At 70.6% G+C, this 24,206-nt stretch carries 17 protein-coding genes; 7 read left to right on the forward strand and 10 right to left on the reverse strand.

The annotated features are described in order from the left end of the window. Window positions 1-88 precede the first annotated feature (88 nt). Both AB0N07_RS16390 and AB0N07_RS16395 read right to left on the reverse strand, forming a co-directional pair. Window positions 89-982 (reverse strand): hypothetical protein, encoded by an 894-nt coding sequence (locus tag AB0N07_RS16390; RefSeq protein ID WP_365835402.1) that lies wholly within the window; start codon window positions 980-982, stop codon window positions 89-91. Window positions 983-1,004: 22 nt separating this feature from the next. Next, window positions 1,005-2,219 carry an MFS transporter gene (locus AB0N07_RS16395; RefSeq protein ID WP_365835404.1) on the reverse strand — a complete coding sequence of 405 codons (1,215 nt, stop codon included), beginning with the start codon at window positions 2,217-2,219 and terminating at the stop codon, window positions 1,005-1,007. Between the two features lie 111 nt (window positions 2,220-2,330). Here AB0N07_RS16395 and AB0N07_RS16400 point away from each other — a divergent pair, with 111 nt between their 5' ends. Next, window positions 2,331-3,650, forward strand: coding sequence for an aminotransferase class I/II-fold pyridoxal phosphate-dependent enzyme (locus AB0N07_RS16400; protein ID WP_365835406.1), 1,320 nt, complete (start codon window positions 2,331-2,333; stop codon window positions 3,648-3,650). A gap of 10 nt (window positions 3,651-3,660) precedes the next feature. Here AB0N07_RS16400 and AB0N07_RS16405 read toward each other — a convergent pair whose 3' ends face one another. Continuing rightward, window positions 3,661-5,628 (reverse strand): acetoacetate--CoA ligase, encoded by a 1,968-nt coding sequence (locus AB0N07_RS16405; RefSeq protein WP_365835408.1) that lies wholly within the window; start codon window positions 5,626-5,628, stop codon window positions 3,661-3,663. 213 nt (window positions 5,629-5,841) lie between these two features. On the opposite strand from AB0N07_RS16405, the gene AB0N07_RS16410 reads away from it, so the two are divergent. Continuing rightward, window positions 5,842-8,208: a TIM-barrel domain-containing protein gene (locus AB0N07_RS16410; protein ID WP_365835410.1), complete on the forward strand. Its 2,367-nt coding sequence runs from the start codon at window positions 5,842-5,844 to the stop codon at window positions 8,206-8,208. 1 nt (window position 8,209) lies between these two features. Here AB0N07_RS16410 and AB0N07_RS16415 read toward each other — a convergent pair whose 3' ends face one another. Next, on the reverse strand, window positions 8,210-8,746 hold the full coding sequence (locus AB0N07_RS16415) for an NUDIX domain-containing protein (protein WP_365835412.1): 537 nt from the start codon (window positions 8,744-8,746) through the stop codon (window positions 8,210-8,212). A 48-nt stretch (window positions 8,747-8,794) separates the two neighbouring features. Continuing rightward, window positions 8,795-9,604 (reverse strand): M15 family metallopeptidase, encoded by an 810-nt coding sequence (locus AB0N07_RS16420; RefSeq protein WP_365835414.1) that lies wholly within the window; start codon window positions 9,602-9,604, stop codon window positions 8,795-8,797. A 178-nt stretch (window positions 9,605-9,782) separates the two neighbouring features. On the opposite strand from AB0N07_RS16420, the gene AB0N07_RS16425 reads away from it, so the two are divergent. From AB0N07_RS16425 to glpK, 4 genes are all read left to right on the forward strand, one after another. Then, window positions 9,783-10,208: a benzoylsuccinyl-CoA thiolase gene (locus tag AB0N07_RS16425; RefSeq protein WP_365835588.1), complete on the forward strand. Its 426-nt coding sequence runs from the start codon at window positions 9,783-9,785 to the stop codon at window positions 10,206-10,208. Next, complete coding sequence (locus AB0N07_RS16430) at window positions 10,205-11,395, forward strand: lipid-transfer protein (protein WP_365835416.1); 1,191 nt, start codon at window positions 10,205-10,207, stop codon at window positions 11,393-11,395. Before AB0N07_RS16425 ends, AB0N07_RS16430 begins: the two co-directional genes overlap by 4 nt. A 107-nt stretch (window positions 11,396-11,502) precedes the next feature. Then, a complete protein-coding gene (locus tag AB0N07_RS16435) occupies window positions 11,503-13,155 on the forward strand; it encodes a GGDEF domain-containing protein (RefSeq protein WP_365835418.1) in 1,653 nt (550 codons plus the stop codon). Between the two features lie 484 nt (window positions 13,156-13,639). Further along, window positions 13,640-15,151: a glycerol kinase GlpK gene (gene glpK / locus AB0N07_RS16440; protein ID WP_365835420.1), complete on the forward strand. Its 1,512-nt coding sequence runs from the start codon at window positions 13,640-13,642 to the stop codon at window positions 15,149-15,151. Between the two features lie 75 nt (window positions 15,152-15,226). Here glpK and AB0N07_RS16445 read toward each other — a convergent pair whose 3' ends face one another. From AB0N07_RS16445 to AB0N07_RS16465, 5 genes are read right to left on the reverse strand one after another with little or no spacing between them, the layout of a single operon-like run. Next, window positions 15,227-15,832 (reverse strand): ATP/GTP-binding protein, encoded by a 606-nt coding sequence (locus AB0N07_RS16445; protein ID WP_365835422.1) that lies wholly within the window; start codon window positions 15,830-15,832, stop codon window positions 15,227-15,229. Continuing rightward, window positions 15,813-19,439 carry a hydantoinase B/oxoprolinase family protein gene (locus tag AB0N07_RS16450; RefSeq protein WP_365835424.1) on the reverse strand — a complete coding sequence of 1,209 codons (3,627 nt, stop codon included), beginning with the start codon at window positions 19,437-19,439 and terminating at the stop codon, window positions 15,813-15,815. The genes AB0N07_RS16445 and AB0N07_RS16450 overlap by 20 nt, the downstream gene beginning before the upstream one ends. A gap of 24 nt (window positions 19,440-19,463) precedes the next feature. After that, complete coding sequence (locus AB0N07_RS16455; protein ID WP_365835426.1) at window positions 19,464-19,859, reverse strand: DUF742 domain-containing protein; 396 nt, start codon at window positions 19,857-19,859, stop codon at window positions 19,464-19,466. Window positions 19,860-19,868: 9 nt separating this feature from the next. Continuing rightward, window positions 19,869-20,306: a roadblock/LC7 domain-containing protein gene (locus tag AB0N07_RS16460; RefSeq protein WP_365835428.1), complete on the reverse strand. Its 438-nt coding sequence runs from the start codon at window positions 20,304-20,306 to the stop codon at window positions 19,869-19,871. After that, on the reverse strand, window positions 20,303-23,233 hold the full coding sequence (locus tag AB0N07_RS16465; RefSeq protein ID WP_365835430.1) for a nitrate- and nitrite sensing domain-containing protein: 2,931 nt from the start codon (window positions 23,231-23,233) through the stop codon (window positions 20,303-20,305). The genes AB0N07_RS16460 and AB0N07_RS16465 overlap by 4 nt, the downstream gene beginning before the upstream one ends. Before the next feature lie 418 nt (window positions 23,234-23,651). Here AB0N07_RS16465 and AB0N07_RS16470 point away from each other — a divergent pair, with 418 nt between their 5' ends. Continuing rightward, the gene (locus AB0N07_RS16470; RefSeq protein ID WP_365835432.1) at window positions 23,652-24,194 is read left to right on the forward strand and encodes a hypothetical protein; all 543 of its coding nucleotides are present in this window, start codon (window positions 23,652-23,654) and stop codon (window positions 24,192-24,194) included. Window positions 24,195-24,206 lie beyond the last annotated feature (12 nt).

The following is a 24,206-nucleotide window of genomic DNA, read 5'->3' on the forward strand; positions in this document are numbered from 1 at the left end:
GGTTCGCCCCCCCTCTCGCGGGGGGGTGGTTGCGCCCGGGGTGTTCGTGGGGGGCCCCCCCCCCGGGGGCCCCCCGCCCCTCTTGCGTTCAGTGGCGGTGGCCCGGTGTCCGTCCTTCCTCTCCCAGGGCCGGCGGTACGCAGTAGTCGACGTCCGATTCCGGGGAGATGATGTCTCCGGATTCGATGTCTGTGCAGTAGGCGTCGAACACCTCGCCGGCCGTGAGGGGTTCGAGGCCTTCTCCGCGCAGACGCCAGCCGTAGACGCGATCGGTTGTGCCGGGGGCGCTGGTGCGGATGACGAGTCCGCCCGGGCTCCGGGTGGCGATGCCGAGGGCCAGGACTGTGGTGAATTCGAGTGCTTCGGCCTCGTCGACTTGGATGGCGCCCTGGTCGTCTTCGTCTGCATGGAGGACGGAGACGAGTGTCTCGGGTGTTGCCGTGACACTGCAGACGAGGTGGCGGTTCCCTGCCCCTGCCGTGTCGAGGATGCGGACGAGAAGATGGGAGGCGCGTGTGAAGGCGGCGCGGCCGATGTCCTCGCCGCAAGAGGCGCAGGCGCCGAGGCGGGCGAGGAGTGTGGACGCGTACTCCCAGGTGGCCTGCCGGACGGCTTCGTCGACAAGGGCGGGGACCAGGTCGGCCAGGGGCTGCCCCTCGTAGGGAAGCACGGGGCCTGTGGTGGCCAGTTCAGCGGTGAAGCGGGTGCGACTGGACTGGACGTCGGGGTCCAGGCCCGTGTCCGCGCAGAATTCTGCGTACTCCAGCGGGTCGAAGAGGGCCACCGTGGTGTGGCTGCCTTGGGAGGCGCGAATCTTGAGGAGCGCCTCGACCTGTTGGAGGTAGCTCGTGTGGTTGTCGAAGGTGAAGCTGCGGTAGCGCCGCATGGCGCGGAAGTCGTGCTCGTCGGTCAGCAGGCCGATGGTGCCTGCAATTTCGCGGCGCAGGTCGCGTCGCATGGTCTGGTCGTTGGTGTGCGTCATCTTTCCCCCTGTGCACGGTCGATCAATGCTCACTCACAGTAATCGTCGGCACTGACAACGGCGTCCGAGCGAGGCGATCGCGGACCAGGCGGTGCTGAAACAGGCTGGTCAGGCCGACGACGGCGCCGAAGGCCAGCCAGCCGGCCGCGCCGGTGGTGACGGCCGCGGTGACGGCCAGTGGCCCGACGCTGCGTTGGGCGGACTGGGCCAGGCCGTGCACACCGAGGTAGGCGCCCTGCGCGGCGCCGGGGGCGAGGGCGACGGAGAGTTCCCAGCAGATGGTGGCGTGGAGCATCTCACCCAGGGTGAAGGCGGCGGCCGAGGCCGTGAGGAGCAGGGTCGCGGTGCCGGTTTCCCTGGTGGCAGAGAGCGCCATGGCGATGCCGCCGAGAGTGACGACGGCTGACAGCGGGAGGAGAAGCGCGCGGGCGGCCGCAGTGGTGGTCCCGAAACGGGCCAGGGGGACCTGGAGGGCCACCACCATGACGTTGTTGAGGACCAGTAGCAGGGGCGCAAGGCCGTGCGGTGCGTTGACCGCGTGTGCGGTCCACAGGGGTAGGCCGACCTTGAAGACGGCGTCGTCGAGGAAGAGAACGGTTTCGGTGGCGACGTAGGCGAGGTAGGTGCGGTCGCGCCAGGGGTTTGTGCCTGCCGGTTTCGTCCCGGGTGCCGGCGTCTTCGAGGTGGTGACGGTGCGGGAGGCGGACGGGGGCTCGCCGCAGCGCAGGGTGAGGAGGGCGGAGGCGAGGAAGGAGAGGGCGTCGCCGGCGAGGAGCCACTGGTAGGCGGTAGTGGTGCCGAGGGCCAGGGCCGCCGCGGCGGCGAGGCCGCCCAGGGCCCAGCCCGCGTTGGCGATGGTGCGGTGGACGGCCTGGTATCGGACGCGGTCGGGTCCTGCCACGCGCGTGGCATAGAGCCTGGTGAGGACGCTTGCCGCGCGGTCTCCGAGGCTGCCGACCGCGGAAAAGGCGAGGAGTAGGGCGTAGTCGTTCGTGGTCAGGAGCGCCAGGGAGGCCAGTGCGCGCAGGAGTTGGACGGCGAGCAGAACGCGGGTGAGCGGGAATCGGTCGGCAATGCGGCCCCCGAGGGGCGCTCCGGCGATGCCGATGGCTCCGGCCGCAGCGGCGAGCGTGCCGACCTGGGTGACGGAGAGGCCCGAGACGTAGGTGAAGTACAGGGCCGACACGGAGGCCCACAAGCCGCTGCCGACGCGGTCGACGAGGGCGATGGCGAGCATTCCGCGTCCGTCGCGCCCTCCTGGTATGCGGCTCAACCATGCGGCTGCGCGGCGCATCGGATGCACTGCTCCCCCTTGCCTCCAATTATGTACTGGTACATAATTTCCAACGTGGCAACACAATATGGGATCTCTGGTACGACGGCCAAGGGAATTGCGGCGTCCGTCGAACGGGCCGTGGCGGAGGGCTCGTTGCGGCCCGAGGCCGCGCTGCCTCCCGTGCGACGGCTCGCGGACGACCTCGGGGTCAGTCCCGGCACCGTCGCGACCGCCTACAAGGAGCTGCGCGGGAGAGGCATCGTCGTCACACGCGGGCGGGGCGGGACCGTGGTGGCGCCGGCTCCCGCCGTGTCGTCACGGCGGCCGCCCAGGGTCCCGCAGGGTCTGCGGGACTTGTCCGGCGGACACCCGGATCCCGCGCTGCTGCCCGCTCTCGTACCGCCGTCACGGCTGTCCCCCGGCGCCCGGTCGCACCGTTCGACGCCGAGGCTGGCGCGGCTGGAGGAGGCCGCGCGTGGCTGGATGGGGGCCGACGGGGTGCCCGTGGAACATGTGACCTTCGCGCATGGGGCGCTGGATCTGATCGGGCGGCTGTTGTCCGTGGAGTTGCGGCCCGGCGACGCCGTGGCGATGGAGGACCCCGGGTATCACCATCTGCTGGATCTGGTCACGGCTTTGGGGCTGCGCATCGTGCCGGTGGCCGTGGACGACGAGGGTGTGCGGCCCGAGGCCCTGCACGGGGCGCTGCGGGCGGGTGTGCGGGCTGTGGTGTGCAGTCCTCGGGCGCAGAATCCGTACGGCGGCTTCTTCTCCGTGGCCCGCCGGGACGCGCTCGTGGACGTGCTCCAGGGCGAGCCGGACCTACTGGTCGTCGAGAACGACCACGCGTCCGCTGTCGCCGCCGCACCGCTGCACTCGCTGGCCGGAAGCGGGTTGCCGCGATGGGTGCATGTGCGCACGGTGAGCAAGTTCCTCGGGACCGATCTGCGGTGGGCGGCAGCTGCGTGTGACCCGACCACCCTGGCCCGGCACGACGGGCGATTGCTGCTGACCTCCGGCTGGGTCAGTCATCTCCTCCAGGAGACCGTGCACGGGTTGCTGACCGACGCCGCCACGCGCGCGTTGGTGGCGCGTGCCCAGGAGACGTACGAAGAGCGCCGCGGCGCACTCCTGCGAGAGTTGGACGATCGTGGCATTCCGGCGTGTGGGGCCAGCGGGATGAACCTGTGGGTGCCCGTGCGCGACGAGTCGGCCGTGGTGAACGGGCTGCGCTCGTACGGCTGGTGGGTTGCCGCCGGAGCCCGGTTCCGGTCGTCGTCACCCCCGGGGGTGCGGATCTCCGTGGCCGAGCTGGAGCCGGCCGACGCGGCGCGGCTGGCCTCGGACTTCGCTGCCGTGCTCGGCGAGTCCGAGGCCACCTACGGCGGTTGAGCCGCCCCTGTCAGGCCCGTTTGCGGGCGAGGTCCTCGTAGAAGTGCAGCAGATCCAGGTTGTCGATGGAGCCCGGATTGACGGCCTTTTCCAGCGGGGTGCCCTGGAGGAGGCGCTTGACGGGGACCTCGATGCGCTTTCCGGTGAGGGTGTGCGGAATGCCGGGGGCCTCGATGATCTCGTCGGGGACGTGGCGCGGTGAGAGCTGTTCGCGGATGGTCTGCTTGATGCGGGCCAGAAGGGCGTCGTCAAGGGTGGCGCCGGGAACAAGGTGCACGAAGAGGGGCATCCAGTAGCCGCCGTCGGGCTGTTCGATGCCGATGACGAGGGATTCCCTGATCTCTGGGATGCGCTCGACGGCTTCGTAGATGTCGGCCGACCCCATGCGCACGCCCTGGCGGTTCAGGGTGGAGTCGGAGCGGCCGTGGATGACGACGGAGCCGCGGGAGGTGACCGTGATCCAGTCGCCGTGGCGCCATACACCGGGGTAGGTGTCGAAGTAGCTGTCGTGGTAGCGGCTGCCGTCGGGGTCGTTCCAGAAGTGGATCGGCATCGACGGCATGGGGTTGGTGACCACGAGCTCGCCGACCTCGTCGATCACTGGCTTGCCGGTCGGGTCCCAGGACTGCAGGTCGGTGCCGAGGCCGGGCGCCTGGAGCTCTCCGATGTACACCGGGAGGGTCGGTACTGCTCCTGCGAAGCAGGAGCACACGTCCGTGCCGCCGCTGACGGATGCGATCCACAGGTCGTCGCGCACCTCGTCGTGCAGCCAGCGGAAGCCGTCGGGCGGCAGCGGGGATCCGGTCGTGGCGACGCACTGCACCTTGGAGAGGTCGAAGTCGCGGGCCGGGTGGACGCCGGCCTTGCGGCAGGCCATGACGTACGCCGCCGAGGTGCCGTACAGGGTGGCTCCGGTCCGTTCGGCGATGCGCCATTGGGCGCCCGTGTCCGGGAAGCCGGGGCTGCCGTCGTAGAGCACGATCGTCGTTCCGGTGAGGAGGCCGGAGACGAGGAAGTTCCACATCATCCAGCCGGTCGAGGTGTACCAGAAGAAACGGTCCTCCGGGCCGAGGTCGCAGTGCAGGCCGAGCTGTTTGAGGTGCTCGATCAGGATGCCGCCCTGGGACTGGACGATCGCCTTGGGCAGGCCGGTCGTACCCGAGGAGTAGAGCACCCAGAGGGGGTGGTCGAAGGGCACCTGCTCGAAGACCGGTTCCACGTCCGCGCCGGTCAGGGCGGACCAGTCCAGAGCACCTGCGGGGGGCTCCGTCCCGAGAAGGGGGATGTGGACGACGGCACGCAGCGTGGGCAGTTCGTGGCGCAGCTCGGCGACGATGTCGCGCCGGTCGTGCTCCTTGCCGCCGTAGCGGTAGCCGTCGACGGCGAACAGGACGACCGGTTCGACCTGCTGGAAGCGGTCCAGGACGCTGCGGGCGCCGAAGTCGGGGGCGCAGGAGGTCCAGACGCCGCCTACGGCGGCCGTGGCGAGGAGGGCGACGACGGCCTGCGGGATGTTCGGGAGGTAGCCGCTGACGCGGTCTCCGGGGCCTACGCCGAGGGCGCGCAGCTCGGCGGCCAGGGAGCCGACCTGGCGGCGCAGCTCGGACCAGGTCACCGGGCGCGGCTCGTGTGTCTCGTCGACGTGCAGGAGGGCCGGTTCGTCCGCGCGGGTGGCGGCCGCGCGCAGGGCGTGCTCGGCGTAGTTGAGAGTCGCCCCGGGGAACCACTGCGCGCCCGGCATCGAGCGGTCGCCGAGTACGCGCGCGTAGGGTGTCGAAAACCGTACGTCGAACCACTGGGTGACGGCTTTCCAGAACGTGTCCAGTTCGTCGACGGACCAGCGGTGCAGTGCCGCGTAGCCGCCCTCGGCAGGAGCGCCGTGCTGCTCGGCCGCCCAGGCCTGGAACTTCGTGACCTGCGCCTGGGCGATGCGTTCCGGATCTGGCTGCCAGAGCGGCTGGGGGTTCACGGTCGACATGGGGCGGCTCCCGGACTGTGCGCGTCGTATGCGTCGGTCGCGCACGAGCTGGGGTGTGCGCGTGACGCGGCTGACACGGACGATGCCATGTGATCGACTTCTGCACCAGGGCGCGCCCCACATAGTCGGCGTCGTGAAGATGTGGTCCCGGCACGGGTGAACGGCAGTTGAACGACACGCGCGCGTGGGGCGGTCAATGGCAGGGTGAGCAGCATGGACGGTCGTGACCTGGTGCGTTCGATAAGGGTGGTCGGTTCGGTGAAGTCGGCCCAGGGGTTGCGTACCGTGAGGGCGGCGTGGCGCAGGAGGCGTGCCGACGCCTCCGCGCTGCCGTCGCGGGGTGCCGAGCGCGCGCGGGTGCCCGGGCCCGTGCAGGAGGTGGAGCCCGGTCCGGGCGGTGGCATCGTCCGGTTCAGTCGGTCCGAGCTGCGCATCTTCGTCGCGGTGAACGGCGCGGTCTTCTGGGGCTGGGACGGGGCCTCTCCCGAGCCGTCGTACGCGCTCGCGGGTCGCTGTCCGGAGCCGGATCCCCGGGCGGTCCTGGAGCCGGACAAGGACGGCGGCTGGCGGGTCGTGGCCGAGCGGGTGACGGTCGTCGTCTCGCGGCACGGCGCGGTCGAGGTGCTCACGCCCGGAGGCGTGCCCCTGCGTCGTGATCTGCCGCCCCGGTGGTGGGAGCCGGTCGGGGGTGGTACCGCACGCTGGATGCAGCGCTCGGAGGTGGCTGCGGACGCGCGGTTCTTCGGACTCGGCGGCCGGGCGTCGGGCCCGCGGCTGCGCAAAGGAACGTACCGCCTGTGGAATACGGACCCGGGGCGCGCGTTCGGTCCCGGCGAGGATCCGCTGTACCTCACTATGCCGGTGCAGCTGGTGGTGGCCGACGCGGCGACGCATCTGGTGTTCCACGACACCTCGTGGGACGGCACGGTGACCCTGCGGGAGGGCGAGGAGGGCGCCGGTTCCGGGCACGACCGGGCGGGGACGTGCGAGCTGCGGATGGACGGTGGTCCGCTGCGCTGCTGGGTGGTCGTGGGCACCCCCGCGCGCGTACTGCTCACCTGGGCGTCGCTGACGGGCGCGCCTGCGCTTCCGCCCGCGTGGGCGCTGGGTCATCACCACGCGCGCTGGGGCTTCGGCAGTGAGCAGGAGGTGCGGCGGATCGTCTCGGGCTACCAGGAGCGCGGGCTGCCGCTCGACGCCGTCCATCTGGACATCGACCACTACGACGAGCACCAGGTGTTCACGGTCGACCACGAGCGCTTTCCGAAGCTGCCGGTGCTGGCCGAGGAACTGCGCCGGGACGGGATCCGGCTGGTGTCGATCGTCGACCCTGCGGTCAAGGCCGCGGAGGGCAACGCGGTGTATGACAGCGGGGCCGCCGTGGACGCGTTCGTGCGGGACGCTTCGGGGCGGCTCGTGCGCGGGGTCGTGTGGCCCGGGGAGGCGGTCTTCCCGGATTTCACGCACGCGCGCGTGCGTGAGTGGTGGGGCGGTCTGTACGAGGAGCGGCTCGCCCAGGGGTTCTCGGGTTTCTGGCACGACATGAACGAGCCCACCTCCTTCGCCGCCTTCGGGGAGTCGACGCTGCCGCGTTCGGCCAGGCACTCGCTGGAAGGACGGGGCGGAGACCATCGGGAGGCGCACAACGTCTACGCGCTGTGCATGGCCAGGGCTGCCTACGAGGGGCTGCGCGAACTGACTCCCGAGGAACGGCCGTTCATCTTCTCGCGTTCCGGTTGGGCCGGGCTGCAGCGCTACGGGGGAACGTGGTCCGGTGACGTGGCCACGGGCTGGCCCGGGCTGCGCGCCTCACTGTCGCTGGTCATGGGGCTGGGGCTGTGCGGAGTGCCGTATTCGGGGCCGGACGTGGGCGGCTTCGACGGCAGCCCGTCGCCGGAGCTGTATCTGCGCTGGCTCCAACTGGGCGCGTATCTGCCGCTGTTCCGCACGCACGCGAGCCTGCGGGCGGGGCGCCGGGAGCCCTGGGAGTTCGGCGCCGAAGTGCTGGAGCATGCACGCGTGGCACTGGTCGAACGCCGTCGGCTGCTGCCTTACTTCATGACGCTCGCGCATCTGGCCCGGCGCACCGGAGCGCCCTATGTCCGGCCGCTGTGGTGGGCGGCGCCCGAGGACCGTGCGCTGCGCGACTGCGAGGACGCGTTCCTGCTGGGCGACTCTCTGCTGGTCGCGCCGGTACTCGACCCGGGCGCGGACCGACGGGCGGTGCAGCTGCCTCGGGGGCGCTGGTACGACACGGTGACGGAGCAGGTGTACGAGGGGCCGGCGCAGGTGCTCCTCGACGCCCCCCTGTCGCGGATTCCGGTGCTCGCGCGGGCGGGTGCCGTCGTCCCCGGGCGCGGGGACGACGGCGGGCTGGAGCTGGAGGTCTGGGCGCCCGCACGGGGACGCAGCGGGGGCGGACTGGTGGTGCAGGACGCGGGTGACGGATGGGACGAGCCGGAACTGGAGCGCTACGTCGTCCGTTGGACGAGACGGCGGCTCATCGTCGAGTGGCAGGGCGAAGGCGGCACGAGCGAGCCGCCCCACCCGGTGCGTGTGCGAGGTCTGAAGGAGGGCTGACTCAGACGTACCGGCCCTCGAACCAAGCCCGTGCGGCGAGCGTGTGCAGGGGGAAGGCGAGCTCCTCCGGCCTGCGCAGGAGGTGCCAGCCCTCCGTCTCGTCGGTGGCCGCGGACTGCGGGAGGCCTTCGGCCGGGCGCTCCGGGAGGAGCCCGAACAGCAGCAGGTGCCCATCGGGTGAGCTCATGGCATCGACGAGCCGCACGTCACGCCCGGCTGCGTCGATGCCGGTCTCTTCCCTGAGCTCGCGGACGACGGCCTGCCGCCAGTCCTCGCGGTCGTCGATGTAACCACCGGGCAACGCGATGCCTCCGCGCGCGGGAGGGACGGTTCGGGTGATGACGACCAGGGCGGTGCCCTTCGTGTCGTACACGGGCTGGAGCGCGATGGCCACCGGCAGGGGGTTGCGGTAGGCCACCGCGTGGCAGGCCGGGCAGGTGCGGGGCCAGCCGGAGACGCCCTCTCCGTAGGGCGCTCCACAGCTCGAACAGTGGGAGTCGAGAGCGGAGTTGGGGGTGGAGGCATGAGTTTCGGACACGAAGCGGAATGTATCCGATCAACTGATGGGCGTCTTTCGGGGGGCGGCTCAGTGGCCGCTGGTGAGCGATTTCCAGGAGACGGGGAAGTCGAAGTAGGTGTCCGGGTAGGGCTCGGGCTTGTACGTGTAGTGCCACCACTCCTCGGCAAGGTTCACAAATCCGAGCCCCTCCATGGTGGTCTTGAGGAGCAGCCTGTTGGCGCGCTGTTCGCCCTGGATACGCGGGTCGAGCGTGTGGGCGAGGGTGTCGAAGCAGTCGAACCCGGTGCCCATGTCGACGGAGTTGTCGGGGAAGCGCTCGTCCTTGGGGGCGTAGCAGGGCACCAGGGGCAATCCCGGGTGGTAGGGCCGGGTGGGTTGTGCGGGTAGCTTCACGATGGTGAGGTCCATGGTCGAGCCGCGGCTGTGGCCGGATTTCTCCGCGATGTAACCGTCCTCGAACAGGCGAGTCTTGTCGACGTTCGGGTAGAACTCGTTCTTCATCGCCTGGTCGCCGAGGTCCTCGGCCCAGCGCACGAAGTGGTTCACGGCACGCTGCGGCCGGTAGCAGTCGTAGACCTTGAGGGTGTAGCCCTTGCGCAACAGCCTCAGCTGGGCCTTGTGGAGTGCTTCGGCGGCCGGCCGGGTGAGGAGGCAGATCGGCTGCTGGTAGCCGTCGATGCGCTCGCCGACGAAGTTGTGCGGGGTGAAGTAGCGCATCTCCTGGATGATCGTCGGGTCCACGGTTCTCAGGGCCACGAAGTCCTTCGGCGCCTTTGGCTCCGTCGCGGCCCGGGTGGGGGCGGAGGCGGCGGTCACGGCCAGCACGGCGGCGAGTGCGGCGATCAGACCGCGTACTGCACTGGAGAGACGTGTCATGTCTCCTGCATTTATCAGGTAGGTGTTCCTCTCGGGAAGCGATCGGATGCAGTTCACCCCGATGTGCCGGGGGACGGCCGGAACGGAGCCCTGCCCATTCCCGGGCGCCCGTGACAGACTTCTGACGTACCGTCAGATTCTGTAGTGGGGAGGGGCTGTGTCGCGTACACGCACACCCGTGGTCGACAGTTGGTTCACCGGCGACGGAAACGGTTTCAGGCTCCTCGGCACGCGCTGCATGGTGTGCGCCTCGGTCTTCTTCCCGCGTGAGGACGCCCACTGCCGCAATCCCGGGTGCCCCGGCGGAGATCTGGAGGAGGTGGCCCTGTCGCGGCGCGGGCGCATCTGGTCGTACACCGACAGCCGGTACCGGCCACCGTCACCCTATGTGACCAGTGCGGAACTCCCTTGGGAGCCGTACGCGTTGATCGCTGTGGAGCTGGAGTCCGAGCGGATCGTGGTACTGGGACAGGGAGCTCCCGGGGTCACCGTCGCCGATCTGACGGTGGGCATGGAGGTGGAGGTCGTCCCGGGGGTGCTCCATGAGGACGCAGAGACGATCTGGACGACCTGGCACTGGCGGCCGACGGGGGTGAGGGCATGACAGGTGAGGTGGCGGTGCTCGGCGCGGGCATGCACCCGTGGGGCAAGTGGGGACGCAGCTTCGTCGAGTACGGGACTGCGGCGGCGCGTGCGGCGCTGGCCGACGCCGGGCTGGAGTGGCGGGACATCGGCTCGGTCGTCGGCGCCGACACCGTGCGGGGTGGCTATCCCGGCTATGTGGCCGGCGCGACCTTCGCGAAGGCCCTGGGCTGGCAGGGGGCCAGAGTGACGAGTGTGTACGCGGCGTGCGCGTCCGGGGCGCAGGCCGTCAACACCGCGCGGGCACAGATACTTTCGGGTCTCGCGGACGTGGTCCTCGTCGTGGGCGCCGACGCGGCGCCCAAGGGGTTCTTCCGGCCGGCCGGAGGCGACCGGCCGGACGATCCGGACTGGCTGCGTTTCCGGGTACTGGGGGCGACGAATCCGACCTACTTCGGGCTGTACGCGCGCCGCCGCATGGCCGTGCACGGCGACACCGTGGAGGACTTCGCCCAGGTCAAGGTGAAGAACTCGGCCCTGGGGGCGCTCAATCCCAATGCGCGCTACCGCAAGCGGGTCACCGCCGAGGAGGTCGCCGCCTCGGCGGTGGTCGCCGATCCGCTGCGGCTGCTCGACATCTGCGCGACGTCGGACGGGGGCGCGGCTCTGGTGCTGTCGAGCATGGACTTCGCGCATCGACACGGAGTGAGCCGGCCGGTGCGGATCCGGGCCGTGTCCACGGTGACACCGCGTTACCCCAACACGGTCCTGGATCTGCCGGACATCGCGACGGACTCCGCAGTGGCGGTGGAGCCTGCCGCCGACACGTTCCGCGCGTCGATCGCGCGGGCGGCCTACGAGGAGGCGGGCCTCGGCCCCGAGGACCTCTCCCTCGCGGAGGTCTACGACCTGTCCACCGCCCTGGAGCTGCAGTGGTACGAGGACCTGGGGCTGTGCGGGCAGGGAGAGGGCGCAAAGCTGCTGCGGGAGGGAGCGACGGCCCTGGGCGGGCGAATACCGGTGAACGTGAGCGGTGGGCTGGCTTCCTTCGGAGAGGCGGTTCCCGCTCAGGCGATAGCCCAAGTGTGCGAGCTTACCTGGCAGTTGAGGCAGGGGGCCGGTGAGCGGCAGGTCACGGGGGCGCGGGTGGGCATCACGGCGAACCAAGGACTGTTCGGACACGGGTCCGCCGTCGTCGCACTGCGGTAGACCGCGGGGCAAGCCCTTTCTCGCACTCTGCGTGATCGGCCAGGAATGCTGCGTGAACGTCTCATGAACTGGGCCTGGGCGTGCGCCGGCAGAGCCATCATGCTCCCGTGCACTCCTGGACGGATACTCTCCGCTTCGCCTTCCAGCCCGTGGTCAACCTGACCACCGGAGGGGTCGCAGGGCTGGAGATACTCGCCCGCCCGGAGACCGGCGACATCCTGGCAGAGGCCCGTCGAGACCCCGAACTCGACGGCCGGCTGGCGGTGTTGGCGGTCCGGGCGGCCGCTCGCAAGGAGACGCTGCTGCCCCTGCACGTCAACGTGTTCGCGGGCACCCTGGCCGACCTCGGCGGCCTCACCCCGCTGCACACCGCCGTGCGGGAGGCGGGACGGCTGCCGTGGGAGGTGACGATCGACATCGGGCCGCCGTACACGCATGTCCCGCAGCAGGCCCTGCTGGAGGCGGTGAGCGCGCTGCGGGCGCAGGGCTTCCGGATCAGTGCCGACGGCATCGGGGACGGGGACGTACCCCTGCGGCTGCTCACCGACATGGGGCCCGACCTGGTGAAACTTGATGCGTCGCTGCTGGCGCGGCCGGCGGCCGTCAAGGCGATGCGGACGCTGTGCGAGCAGTTGGGAGCGCTCCTGTCCGTCGAGGGAGTCGAGACGGAACTGCAGTGCGCGGCAGCGGTCTCGGCCGGTGCCCAGCTGGCCCAGGGCCAGCTGTTCGCGCCGCCGGCCCGGCTGCCCGCGGCGGACGTATACGTTCCGCCCCGCTCCCCCGGCGCCGTGGCAGTCCCGAGGTCGGGACCTTCGGTGCTGGAATTCGTACGGCCCGCCGCGCTGCTGCCCGCCACCGCCTCGGCCGGTCAGGTACGGGCACTGCTGACCGGGTCTCCCGAGGTCTCGGGCGTGCTGCTCGTGGACGCGCACGGGCTGCCCGTCCGGTCCGTGCACCGCTCACGCTTCCTGCTGTCGATGTCGGGGCGCTACGGACATGCGCTGTACGCCGACCGGCCCGCCGCCAAGCTCGGGGATGCCCCGCGGACGGTGGGCGTCGACGCCACCGCCTGGGAGGTCCTGGACGTGGTGGCCGTCGGCGACCGTGGCCGCACCTCGGACGATGTGGCGGTGGTGGACCGGTCCGGGCGGTGCGTGGGTGTCGTACGGCTCGCGGACCTCGTGCGGGCACTGGCCGAGACCCGGGTCGAGGAGGCGGCCGGGCTCAATCCGCTCACCCGGCTGCCCGGCTCGGACGCGATCACCGGCGAGGTGGACCGCCGCATCGCTGAGGGCCGGCCGTTCGCGCTGAGCTGGCTGGACGTGGACCACTTCAAGCAGGTCAACGACGGGGCCGGGTTCGCGGCAGGGGACGAGCTGATCCGCTCGGTGGGGCGGGCGCTGCAACATGCGGCGTCCGGGAACACTCGCGTCGGCCACATCGGTGGGGACGACTTCCTGGTGCTCGCCGAACCGGAGTGGCTGGATCCGCTGGCCGCCTCGGTGCTGGACGCGCCCTGGTCGGCCGGCGGGCGTCCGGTCACGTTGTCCCTGGCCACAGTCGTATGCCCGCCGGGCAGTGTGACGGACCACCGGCAGGCCGCCGCGTGTCTGGCGCCGCTGAAGAAGGCTGCGAAATCACTGCACGGAGCGAGTTGGGTGCTGGGCCGGGCGGATCTGCCGGGCCACGAGATCCGGCGTGGCTCGGGGACGGCGTCCGCCCAGGCCGGGTGCGCGGTGGCGGAACCCGGCCTAGGCTGATCGTCGTAACCGACCGACCGTCACCCCTTCGCTCGGCCACAACGGCGGCTGTCACCGTTGCCGTCGGCGACCTTGACGCTCTGTTGGCGCCGGTGAACACTTCCGGTGTCAGTCGACATCGCCGTACATACACGGTGTATCCAGGCACGCGCCGCGCGGGCCCCGCCTGAAGAACAGGCCCGTTCCCCCACGGGCGATCCGGCTGCGACGGCACGCTCGTCACGGATGCCGGACGGGGCGCGGGAGCTTCCCTGCTTCGGCTGAAGTCGCCACGGGAAACGCACCCTGCACCGAGGAACCGGGGTCGATCACCCCGGGACAGGGCCTAGGAGCCGCCATGAGCAGCACAGACACCCACGGCGAAGGCCGCGGCACGTGGAACCCGGTAGTCGGACCGCTGATCGGCGGGGTGCTTTCCGGGCTCATCGGCACAGCAGCCCTCTGATTCAAAGCAGCCTTCTGAAGGAACGACGAAGGGGACGTCATGACGGACAAGTTCGTCGCCGCTATCGACCAGGGCACCACCTCCAGCCGCTGCATCGTGTTCAACCAGGACGGTGCGATCGTCGCTGTCGACCAGCGCGAACACCGCCAGATCTTCCCCAAGCCGGGCTGGGTGGAGCACGACGCCACGGAGATCTGGTCCAAGGTGCAGGCGGTGGTCGCCGGAGCGATCGCCAAAGCCGGGCTGCGCGCCGACCAGCTCAGCGCGCTCGGCATCACCAACCAGCGCGAGACCACGGTCCTGTGGGACCGCGCGACGGGCAAGCCCGTGCACAACGCCATCGTGTGGCAGGACACCCGCACCGCGGCGCTGACCAACCAGCTCGGCGGCTCGGACGGGCAGGACCGTTTCCGCGAGCAGACCGGACTGCCGCTGGCCACCTACTTCTCCGGTCCCAAGGCCGCCTGGCTGCTGGACAACGTGCCCGGGCTCAGGACCCGCGCCGAGAACGGCGAGATCGCCTTCGGCACCATCGACTCCTGGCTCATCTGGAACCTGACGGGCGGCACCGACGGCGGACAGCACGTCACGGACGTCACCAACGCCGGGCGCACCATGCTGATGAACCTGGAAACCCTCCAGTGGGACCCGTCCATCCTCTCCGCGATGAACATCCCCGAAGCCGTCCTCCCCGAGATCAGGTCTTCGGCCGAGGTGTACGGCACCGCCGTGGGCCAGCTGGCCGGGGTGCCGGTCGCCTCGGCCCTCGGCGACCAGCAGGCGGCCGTGTTCGGGCAGGCCTGCTATGACGTGGGCACGGCGAAGAACACCTACGGCACGGGCAGCTTCCTGCTGCTGAACACCGGAAACCGGCCGGTGGCGTCGAAGAGCGGGCTGCTGACGACCATGGGCTACAAGATCGGCAGCGAGGCGCCGGTCTACTGCCTGGAGGGGTCCATAGCCATAACGGGTGCCCTTGTGCAATGGTTCCGCGACCAGCTGGGCATCATCCGTACCGCCGACGAGATCGAGCCCCTGGCGGCGAGTGTCGAGGACAACGGCGGAGCGTACATCGTGCCGGCCTTCTCGGGCCTGTTCGCGCCGTACTGGCGCTCCGACGCGCGCGGTGTCATCACCGGCCTGACTCGCTACGTCACCAAGGCCCACCTGGCCCGGGCCGTGCTCGAAGCGACGAGCTGGCAGACGCGCGAGGTCGTGGACGCCATGTACCAGGACTCCGGGGTGCACATCACCACCCTGAAGGTGGACGGCGGCATGACCAAGAACAACCTGCTCATGCAGCACCAGGCGGACGTGCTCGACGTTCCGGTGGTCCGCCCGAAGGTCTCCGAGACCACCTGTCTCGGCGCCGCGTACGCGGCCGGGCTCGCCACCGGCGTGTGGAACGACCTCGACGAGCTGAAGTCCCACTGGCAGAAGGACGTCGAGTGGACGCCCGCCATGGAGGCCTCCGTACGGGACCGCCAGTACCACAACTGGCGCAAGGCCGTGGAGAAGAGCTTCGGCTGGGAGGAGGAAGGCGAGAATTAGGCCCACGCGTGCGTGCGTGAGCCCTTGGCTGCGGCCCGTACCCCGGTCGGCGGGGGTACGGGCCGCGCACTCGGTTCAGGTGGTAATGGTCTGGCGGCGGTCGGCCGCGTACGCCATGGCGTGCTGGACCACGCCGATGAGGACCTCCTTGACGGACTCGCGGTCGCGGGCGTCGCACAACACGAGCGGTACGTCCTCGTCCAGGTCGAGGGCCTGGCGGACGTGGTCGGCCGGGTAACGGGCCGAGCCCTCGAAGCAGTTGACGCCGACGAGGAAGGGTATGGAGCGCCGCTCGAAGTAGTCGACGGCGGCGAAGCAGTCCTCCAGGCGCCGGGTGTCGGCCAGCACGACGGCTCCGAGGGCGCCCTCGGAGAGCTCGTCCCACATGAACCAGAACCGTTCCTGCCCGGGCGTGCCGAACAGGTACAGCACCAGGTCCTCACGGAGGGTGATGCGGCCGAAGTCCATGGCCACGGTGGTGGTGTGCTTGCTCTCCACGCCGCTCGTGTCGTCGACGGGCCGTCCGACCTCGGTGAGCAGTTCCTCGGTGCGCAGCGGCCTGATCTCGCTGACCGCGCCGACGAGGGTGGTCTTGCCCACGCCGAAGCCGCCGGCCACCAGGATCTTGAGCGTGACGGGCTCGACCGGAGGCTTCCCGCGCTCAGAACGCCCGAAGATCATCGATCTCTTCTCCTGCTTGCTGGGGGTGGGACGACGGCGGCCCGTAGCCTCCGCCGCCGGGGGTTTCGATGACGAGTACGTCGCCGGGGCCGACCTCGGCCGAGTCGCTTCCGGCGAGCGGGGTGACCGTGCCATCCGCATGCTCCACCCGGTTGGCGCCCAGAGCACCGGGCTTGCCGCCCGCCATGCCGTACGGCGGGACCCTGCGGTGCTGGGACAGCGTGGAGACCGTCATGGGCTCGTGGAAGCGGATGCGGCGCACCGCGCCGTCCCCGCCGGGCCAGCGGCCGGGGCCGCCACTGCCGTACCGGACGGCGAACTCGTCGAGTTGCACGGGCAGCCGCCACTCCAGGACCTCGGGGTCGGTGAGCCGCGAGTTGGTCATGTGGGTCTGCACGACGGGCGCGCCGGGGAAGCCCTCGCCCGCGCCGGAGCCGGAGGCCACGGTCTCGTAGTACTGGTGCCGCTCGTTGCCGAAGGTGACGTTGTTCATGGTCCCGGAGCCTTCGGCCTGGACGCCGAGAGCGGCGTAGAGGGCGCCTGTGATGGCCTGGGAGGTCTCGACGTTGCCTGCGACCACTGCGGCCGGCGGCTCCGGCGCGAGCATGGAGCCGGGCGGGACGACGATGTCGAGGGGGCGCAGACAACCGTCGTTGAGCGGGATGTCGTCGGCGACAAGGGTGCGGAACACGTACAGGACGGCCGCGTTGACCACGGCGAAGGGGGCGTTGAAGTTGCTCGCCAGCTGGGGAGAGGTACCGGTGAAGTCGACGGTCGCGCGGCGGTTTTCACGGTCCACGCGCACGCGTACGCGGATGACGGCACCCGAGTCGGTCTCGTAGGCGTACTCCCCGTCGTCCAGGGCGTCGACGACCCGTCGCACGGCCTCCTCGGCGTTGTCCTGGACGTGCTTCATGTAGGCCTGCACCACGTCGAGGCCGAAGTTCTCGATCATACGGGCGACTTCGTCGACGCCCTTCTGGTTGGCGGCGATCTGGGCGCGCAGGTCGGCGAGGTTGGTCCTTGGGTTGCGGGAGGGGTAGGGCGCCCCGGTGAGCAGGCCGAGGGTCTCCTCCTCGCGGAAGCGGCCGTTCTCGGCGAGGAGCCAGTTGTCGAAGAGGATGCCTTCCTCGTCGATGGTGCGGCTGTTCGCGGGCATGGAGCCCGGGGCGATGCCGCCGATCTCGGCGTGGTGGCCACGGGAGGCGACGTAGAAGAGGATTCGGTCACCCTGCGTGCTGAAGACCGGGGTGATCACCGTGACGTCCGGCAGGTGGGTGCCACCGTGGTACGGGTCGTTGACGGCGTATGTGTCGCCCGGCCGCATCGAGGTGCCCCGGCGCCGGATGACCTCCTTGACGCTGGTGCCCATCGAGCCCAGGTGGACGGGGATGTGCGGCGCGTTGGCCACCAGGCTTCCGTCCGGGTCGAAGAGGGCGCAGGAGAAGTCGAGTCGCTCCTTGATGTTGACGGACTGGGCCGTGGACTCCAGCCGGGCGCCCATCTGTTCGGCGATCGACATGAAGAGGTTGTTGAAGACCTCGAGGAGAACCGGATCAGCTTTTGTGTCGAGGTCGGAACTCTCCGTAATCGCCGCGCGTTCCATGACCAGATGCCCGTCGTCTCGTGCCACGGCCTGCCAGCCGTCGTCGACGACGGTCGTCGCACTGGCCTCGGTGATGATCGCGGGGCCGGTGACGGTTTCGCCGGGAGGCAAGTCCTCGCGGCGGTGGAGGGGGACGTCGCGCCAGGCGCCGCCGCTGTGGAGGCGGACGGTCTCGGGCGTGGCCGAGCCGCCTGCCCGGGTTTGGTACGGGGCGAGGACAGAGAGATCGGGGGGTTCTGTGATGCCGGTGGCTTCGACGGAGAGGGCTTCGACGACGATCGGGCGGTCGAGCGTGAAGGAGTACGTGGCGCGATGACGTTCTTCGAAAGTGTGACGCATCGTGTCGAGCTCGGTCAGCTCCACGGTGAGGGTGGTGTCCGTGCCGTCGTAGCGCAGCTGTGCACGGCGGGTGACCCGGACGCGGTCCTCGAGGACGTCCTCGGCGAGGAGTTCCGTGCGGGCCGCTCCCTCCAGGTCGTCGGCCGTCTTGAGGACGGCGGGCATCGACGCGGGCTCCAGGGGTGCTTCCACGGACTGTTCGCGCATGGCGGTGGTGTCGGCGAGTCCGATGCCGAGTGCGGACAGGACACCCGCCATGGGCGGTACGAGCACGGTGCGGATGCCGAGCGAGTCTGCGACCTTGCACGCGTGCTGGCCGCCCGCACCGCCGAACGTGGTGAGGGCGTAGCGGGTGACGTCGTGGCCCTTCTGGACGGAGATCCGCTTGACGGCGTTGGCGATGTTGGCGACGGCGATCTGCAGGTAGCCCTCGGCGACCTGCTCGGGGGTGCGGTCGTCCCCGGTCCTGGTGCGGATCTCGCGGGCGAGAGAGGTGAAGCGGCCGCGGACGAGGGCCGCGTCCAGGGGCTTGTCGCCGTCCGGGCCGAACACCCTGGGGAAGTGGGCGGGTTGGATCCGCCCCAGCATGACATTGGCGTCGGTGACGGCGAGCGGGCCGCCGCCGCGGTAGCAGGCGGGCCCCGGGTCCGCGCCCGCCGAGTCCGGCCCTACGCGGTAGCGGGAGCCGTCGAAGTGGAGGATCGAGCCGCCACCGGCTGCGACGGTGTGAATGTCCAGCATCGGCGCGCGCAGCCGCACGCCGGCGATCTGTGTGGTGAAGACGCGCTCGTACTCGCCCGCGTAGTGCGAGACGTCGGTGGAGGTGCCGCCCATGTCGAAACCGATGACGCGGTCGAAGCCGGCCAGCTGCGACATCCGGGCCATGCCGACGATGCCTCCGGCCGGTCCGGAGAGGATGGCGTCCTTGCCGCGGAACTGCCCGGCTTCGGCGAGCCCGCCGTTGGACTGCATGAACATCAGCCGTACGCCGCGGAGTTCGTCGGCGACGTGCTGGACGTAGCGGCGCAGTACGGGCGACAGGTAGGCGTCGACGACCGCGGTGTCCCCGCGCGGCACGAGCTTCATCAGCGGGCTGACCTCACTGGACAGCGAGATCTGCGGAAATCCGACACGTGCGGCCAGCTCCCCCACGGCCTGCTCGTGGGCGGGGTGCAGATGGCTGTGCATGCAGACGACGGCCACGGCGCGGATGCCGTCGTCGTACGCCTCCTGGAGGGGGCCGAGCAGGGTGTCCAGGTCGGGGGCGCGCAGGACGGTGCCGTCCGCGGCGATGCGCTCGTCGACCTCCACGACCCGCTCGTGGAGCAGTTCGGGGAGGTCGATGCGGCGGGCGAAGATGTGCGGACGGTTCTGGTAGGCGATGCGCAGCGCGTCACGGAAGCCCCGGGTGACGACGAGCAGTGTGCGTTCGCCCTTGCGTTCCAGCAGCGCGTTGGTGGCGACCGTCGTCCCCATCCGGACGGCCTCGATGCGGTCCTGGGAGCCGTCCAGCAGTTCGCGTACGCCCGCGACCGCCGCGTCGGAGTATCGCGCCGGGTTCTCCGACAGCAGCTTGTGCGTCAGCAGGCGGCCGTCCGGGCGCCGCGCGACGATGTCGGTGAACGTGCCGCCGCGGTCGACCCAGAACTGCCAGCCTGTCACGTCAGTACCCCGCTCCCGCGCCTCTCACAGTGCCCGGAGGCCGTTGATCACGTCGCGCAGAATACTCTCGTCGGGCAGTTCGGCAGGGGGCACCGGCCGCGTCACATGGACGAATTCCCCGGCGACGAGGTCACCGACGAGGACGCGCACCACTCCGATCGGCAGATCGAGTCCGGCGGCGAGCTCGGCGACCGACTGGGGGGCGTCACGGCACATATCGACGATGTCCACGTGTTCCGGGGACAGTGTCGCGTCGGCGTCCGGATCGTCCGCATGAGGCTCCGTGACGACCACCGCGATCAGGTCGAGGCGGTGCTGGCCCGCACTGGTGGTGCGGCCGCGCGTCATCGCGTACGGACGGACGACCGGACCGGCTTCGTCGTCGAACCAGTGGCTTCTTCCCTGACCGTCAGCGCTCATGACATCCCACTACCCGCCTGCGGGCAGATCGGTGCGCGGAGCGGCCCCCAGATGCACACCGACCCTCTTGACGAGGAGCGTCATCTCATAGGCGACCTGGCCGACGTCGGAGTCGGCGTCCGAAAGGACGGCCAGGCAGCTGCCGTCGCCGGCGGCCGTCACGAAGAGAAAGGCGTCGTCCAGCTCGACGACGGTCTGCCGGACGTTGCCGGCCTCGAAGTGCCGGCCCACCCCCTTGGCCAGGCTGTGGAATCCGGAGGCAACGGCGGCGAGGTGCTCGCTGTCCTCCCGGGTCAGGTCCTTGGACACGCCCGTCGGCAGGCCGTCGCCGGAGAGCACGAGGGCTTTGCGGATGCTCGCGACACGATCCACCAGGTCGTCCAGGAGCCAGTTGAGCTCCCCGGTCTTGCCGGTGTCGGTGTGGCCGCTCGCCTTCGGTGCGGTCATCGACCGTCCCCCTTTGTCGTTCGTTGTGGTGCTGTGCCGCTGTGGGCGTCGTCGCCCGCGGCGTTCTCGTCACGGCCGCGCTGCCAGCCGCGCTGGAGCGACGCCATACGGCTGCGTACCTCGTCGGCGTCCCGCTCCACGAGCTCCGGGCCGTCCTCCGTGCGCCGCTGGGCGCTCTGCTTGAGCTGGGGAGCCAGGTTGGCCTGCCGTACGCGCCGGGGCAGCGGGCCCGCGCCGGGGCCTGTCTCCTGCGATGCGGTGCCGGGGCGCGGTCCGACGGGGTCTTGGCCGCCCGGTGCGATCGCGGTGGGGCGGCTGCGCACGGGAAGGGTGGGGGGCTGCGGGCTGCCGCCGCGGCCTCCTGGCTCGGGTGCCGCGGATGCGGGGCGCTCGGCAGGCCGGTCGGCACCGCCGGTGCCCGGGCGCAGCGGTGAGGCACCGCGCCGGCGGGTCGGCAGCGGAGGCGCGGAGTCCTCGTCGGACCTGCCCGGGCCCCGCCCGGTCGGCGGCTGTTCGCCCCGGCGGCGGGACGGCAATGGTGCGGGGGCTTCCGGTTCGGGGCGCCCCGAACCCGTCGGCGGCTCGTCGGCAGGGTCCTCGCGCCACGACCGCTGCTCGGTGACCGGGCGTCCGTGCGAGCTGACCAGCTTGGGCGTGCGGCGGCGGGGCAGCGGCACGGGCGCGCCCATGTCGTCGTCGGCGTCATCGCGGGCCGGTTCACGGAGCTCGGGCTCGCCATGGAGCGATCCGCCGCTGCCGCCAGTGGTCTCGTCCTGTGCGAGCGCGATGGAGCGGCGCGGGCGGAAGAGCCCGCCGCGTTCGCTGTCCGCGTCGTCGAGCGCCCCGGGGAAGTCCTCGATGGCGTCGAGGTCGACCGGTGCCTCCAGCTCGACCGGGCCGTCCAGGAGCCCGGCGGGCAGACCGGGAAGCTGCGCCGGCGTCCGGGAGAGTGCGTTGCCCGGCCGCTCCTCCAGTTCGGCCTCCTTCGAGTGGTGAGGCCGGTCGAGACGGAAACCGATGCCGTTGGTGTCCGGCACGTCGTCCGTCAGCAGCGCGTCGGGGACGAACAGCACCGCGGTGGTGCCGCCGTACGGGGACGGCTGCAGGGAGACTCGGACGTTCTGCCGCTGGGCGAGCCGGCTGACCACGAACAGTCCGAGGCGGTCGGTGTCGGACAGCTCGAACTCCGGTGTCTCGGCGAGCCGGAGGTTGGCGTCCAGAAGGGCGTCGGCCGCCATGCCGAGGCCGCGGTCGTGGATCTCCAGGGTGAAGCCGTTGGCGACGCGCTCGCCCAGGACCTGGACGGCCGTGTGCGGCGGAGAGAACACCGTGGCGTTCTCCAGGAGTTCCGCCACGAGATGGGTCAGGTCGGCGACGGCCGGGCCGGTGACGGCGATCCGCGGCAGGCGGCGGACCTCGATGCGTTCGTAGTCCTCGACTTCGGCAACGGCGGCCCGGACGACGTCCATGAGCTGGACGGGCTTGCGCCACTGCCGGGAGGGGGCGGCGCCGGAGAGGATCACGAGACCCTCGGCGTGCCGCCGCATACGGGTGGTCAGATGGTCGAGGCGGAACAGGTCGGCGAGTTCGTCCGTGTCCTCGGTCCGGCGTTCCATCGTGTCGAGCAGGGTGAGCTGCTTGTGCAGCAGGACCTGGCTGCGGCGGGCGAGGTTGACGAAGACTTCGGAGACCCCGGCCCGCAGTTCGGCCTGTTTGACGGCTGCCTCAACAGCGGCACGCTGCAGGGTGTTGAGGGCCTGGCCGACCTCTCCGATCTCGTTCTTGTCGTACTCCAGGCGGGGAACCTCGGTCTCCACGTCGACCTGTTCGCCCGCGGACAGGCGCCGCATGACGCTCGGCAGCCGCACACCGGACGCCTCGTGGGCCTCCAGACGCAGTTGACGCAGGTCGCGGATGAGAGTGCGGCCGATGCGCGCCGAGACAACGAGCGAGAGGACAACGGCAACCAGGCCCAGGACTCCGGCGACTGCCGCCTTGACGATGACGTTCATCGCGACCGGTTGCACCCGGTCCTGCAGGCGGTCGCCGGCCTGGTCGTCGAGGCTGGCCAGTGCGGTCAGGACGCTGTCCGCGTCGGCGTCCCAGCTCTTGGCGCCGACCGAACGGGGCGTACCGGCGCCGGCGTCGATGACGGACTGCTCGGCCGAGCGCAGCGGGGCAGTGGCGGCGTTCTTCCAGAACCGGTCGTAGCGTGCACGCTCGGCCGACGGCAGCACCGGCAGGCTGATGTCGTACAACTGGGTGCGCTGCGCGACCAGGTCGGAGACCTCGCGGACCTCCTCGCGGGTGAGCGTGCCGACGACCAGGGAGGAGCCGAGCAGGGCGTCCTCCCGGGAGAGGAGTTCGCGGGCGCGGGTGATGTTGACGAGGGCGCGGGCCTCGCGGTCGATCTCCACGTTGTCGACCGCGTCGACGGCGGCCAGGAAGGCGTAGCAGGGATCCACAAGGCGGTTGTAGAGGTGGAGGGCCTCGGCGCGGGTCATCGTGCCCTGCTCGACGCTGGTGCGCAGGGAGTCGACGCCGTTGAAGGCGTCCAGGACGGCGGTGAGGCGTTCGTCGTCGCCCGCGTTCAATCCGTCGCGGACGTCGGGGTCGTTTGCATTCTTGCGGACCTTGGCGATGGCCTCGTCGGAGGCGCGGCGGGTGGTGCGGAGCGCGGCGAGCGCGTCGGAAGCCCGCGGGTCGGCGAGATAGACGAGGGTCTGTCGGCGTTCCTGCTGGAGGACGCGGACGGTGTCCTCGATGGGATAGCCCATGTCCTTGACGGCCGTGGACACCTGGAACAGCTGAGTGACCGCCCGTCCCGTGAGCACCGTGGCGAATCCCCAGATCGCGGTGAGGGACACCAGCGGCACGAGAAGCAGCGCCACGATCTTCCGGCGGATCGACTTCCCGCGAAAGCGCATGGCCTCCCCCAGCTCGACCCCCTCCGGCCGGGGGTACACATGTGCGTCAACAAACGGCGCGAGCCTACTACCGACGCACGGTTAACTCGAAGACCCGTCCGGAGGCTGAACTTCCGCACTGGCTCGGCGAGATGGGGAGTTGTCCGGGCATTGCGGGAGATTGCCGCCCGCGTTCGCGCGGAGACCACCCATACGGATCCGGTCGGTATGGGCGGTCAGTTGGCCAGAATTTTTCGTTTTCTGGGAATCTTCGCAGCGCGTCGTTCGTCCTTCTCTTCGGGAAATGGGGGCGGAATCAGCCACACGAGCCGCATCCCGCAACCGGGCGGCGTAAAACAGCGCAAGCCGGGCAGCCACTGGGGAGCCGTGTTGTTCGGACACGGACGGGGGTCTGCTGGCGGTGGGGAGTGACACGTTGATGGGCACAGCGGAGCGGTACGAGGCGCCCACGGCGGGCGATGCGGCGCACCTGAAGGCGCAGCGGAGCCCCGAGGCACCGGATCACGACATTCCGGCACGCGACGGCGGGGCCGGCCCCGTTGGGCGCGCCGCGGCTGAAGAGCAGCCGCAGTACCGGCCTTTGTGGGTCGAGGAGCCCGCGCGGCGGCGCCGTATGCCCGATCCGGTGCGTACGGCCGCGGTGCGGGCGGTGCTGATCATCGCCGTGACGCTGATCCAGGCGATGGTCGCGTTCCTGTGCACGCTGGCCGGATCATGGCTGGCCTTCCCCATGGTCCTCAGCAGCGTGGCCAGCACCGTGGCGGCGACGTGGGCTGCGCTCGACGTCTGGGTGACCCGCCAGGTGTGGAACCAGCGCAATGGCGTGGTGTCGGTCCCGAGCAGCACCGCCCGCGCCCTGCGGCGCGAGCGGCGAAGGGCACGTCGGCAGGCACGGGCTGCGGAGCGGTCTCAGCGGCGAATACAGCGGCGGGGTGGCACAGGGCAGTTGTCGCATCCCTGAGCGAGCTGAGGG

The sequence above is a fragment of the Streptomyces sp. NPDC051172 genome (assembly GCF_040682555.1).
Lineage (GTDB): Bacteria > Actinomycetota > Actinomycetes > Streptomycetales > Streptomycetaceae > Streptomyces.

Coding starts and splice junctions, on each gene's coding strand:
- AB0N07_RS16465 (WP_365835430.1), bottom strand. CDS start 23,233: ATGCGCTTTCGCGGGAAGTCGATCCGCCGGAAGATCGTGGCGCTGCTT.
- AB0N07_RS16460 (WP_365835428.1), bottom strand. CDS start 20,306: ATGACCGCACCGAAGGCGAGCGGCCACACCGACACCGGCAAGACCGGG.
- AB0N07_RS16430 (WP_365835416.1), top strand. CDS start 10,205: ATGACAGGTGAGGTGGCGGTGCTCGGCGCGGGCATGCACCCGTGGGGC.
- AB0N07_RS16455 (WP_365835426.1), bottom strand. CDS start 19,859: ATGAGCGCTGACGGTCAGGGAAGAAGCCACTGGTTCGACGACGAAGCC.
- glpK (WP_365835420.1), top strand. CDS start 13,640: ATGACGGACAAGTTCGTCGCCGCTATCGACCAGGGCACCACCTCCAGC.
- AB0N07_RS16470 (WP_365835432.1), top strand. CDS start 23,652: ATGGGCACAGCGGAGCGGTACGAGGCGCCCACGGCGGGCGATGCGGCG.
- AB0N07_RS16410 (WP_365835410.1), top strand. CDS start 5,842: ATGGACGGTCGTGACCTGGTGCGTTCGATAAGGGTGGTCGGTTCGGTG.
- AB0N07_RS16390 (WP_365835402.1), bottom strand. CDS start 982: ATGACGCACACCAACGACCAGACCATGCGACGCGACCTGCGCCGCGAA.
- AB0N07_RS16405 (WP_365835408.1), bottom strand. CDS start 5,628: ATGTCGACCGTGAACCCCCAGCCGCTCTGGCAGCCAGATCCGGAACGC.
- AB0N07_RS16445 (WP_365835422.1), bottom strand. CDS start 15,832: ATGATCTTCGGGCGTTCTGAGCGCGGGAAGCCTCCGGTCGAGCCCGTC.
- AB0N07_RS16395 (WP_365835404.1), bottom strand. CDS start 2,219: ATGCTCGCCATCGCCCTCGTCGACCGCGTCGGCAGCGGCTTGTGGGCC.
- AB0N07_RS16420 (WP_365835414.1), bottom strand. CDS start 9,604: ATGACACGTCTCTCCAGTGCAGTACGCGGTCTGATCGCCGCACTCGCC.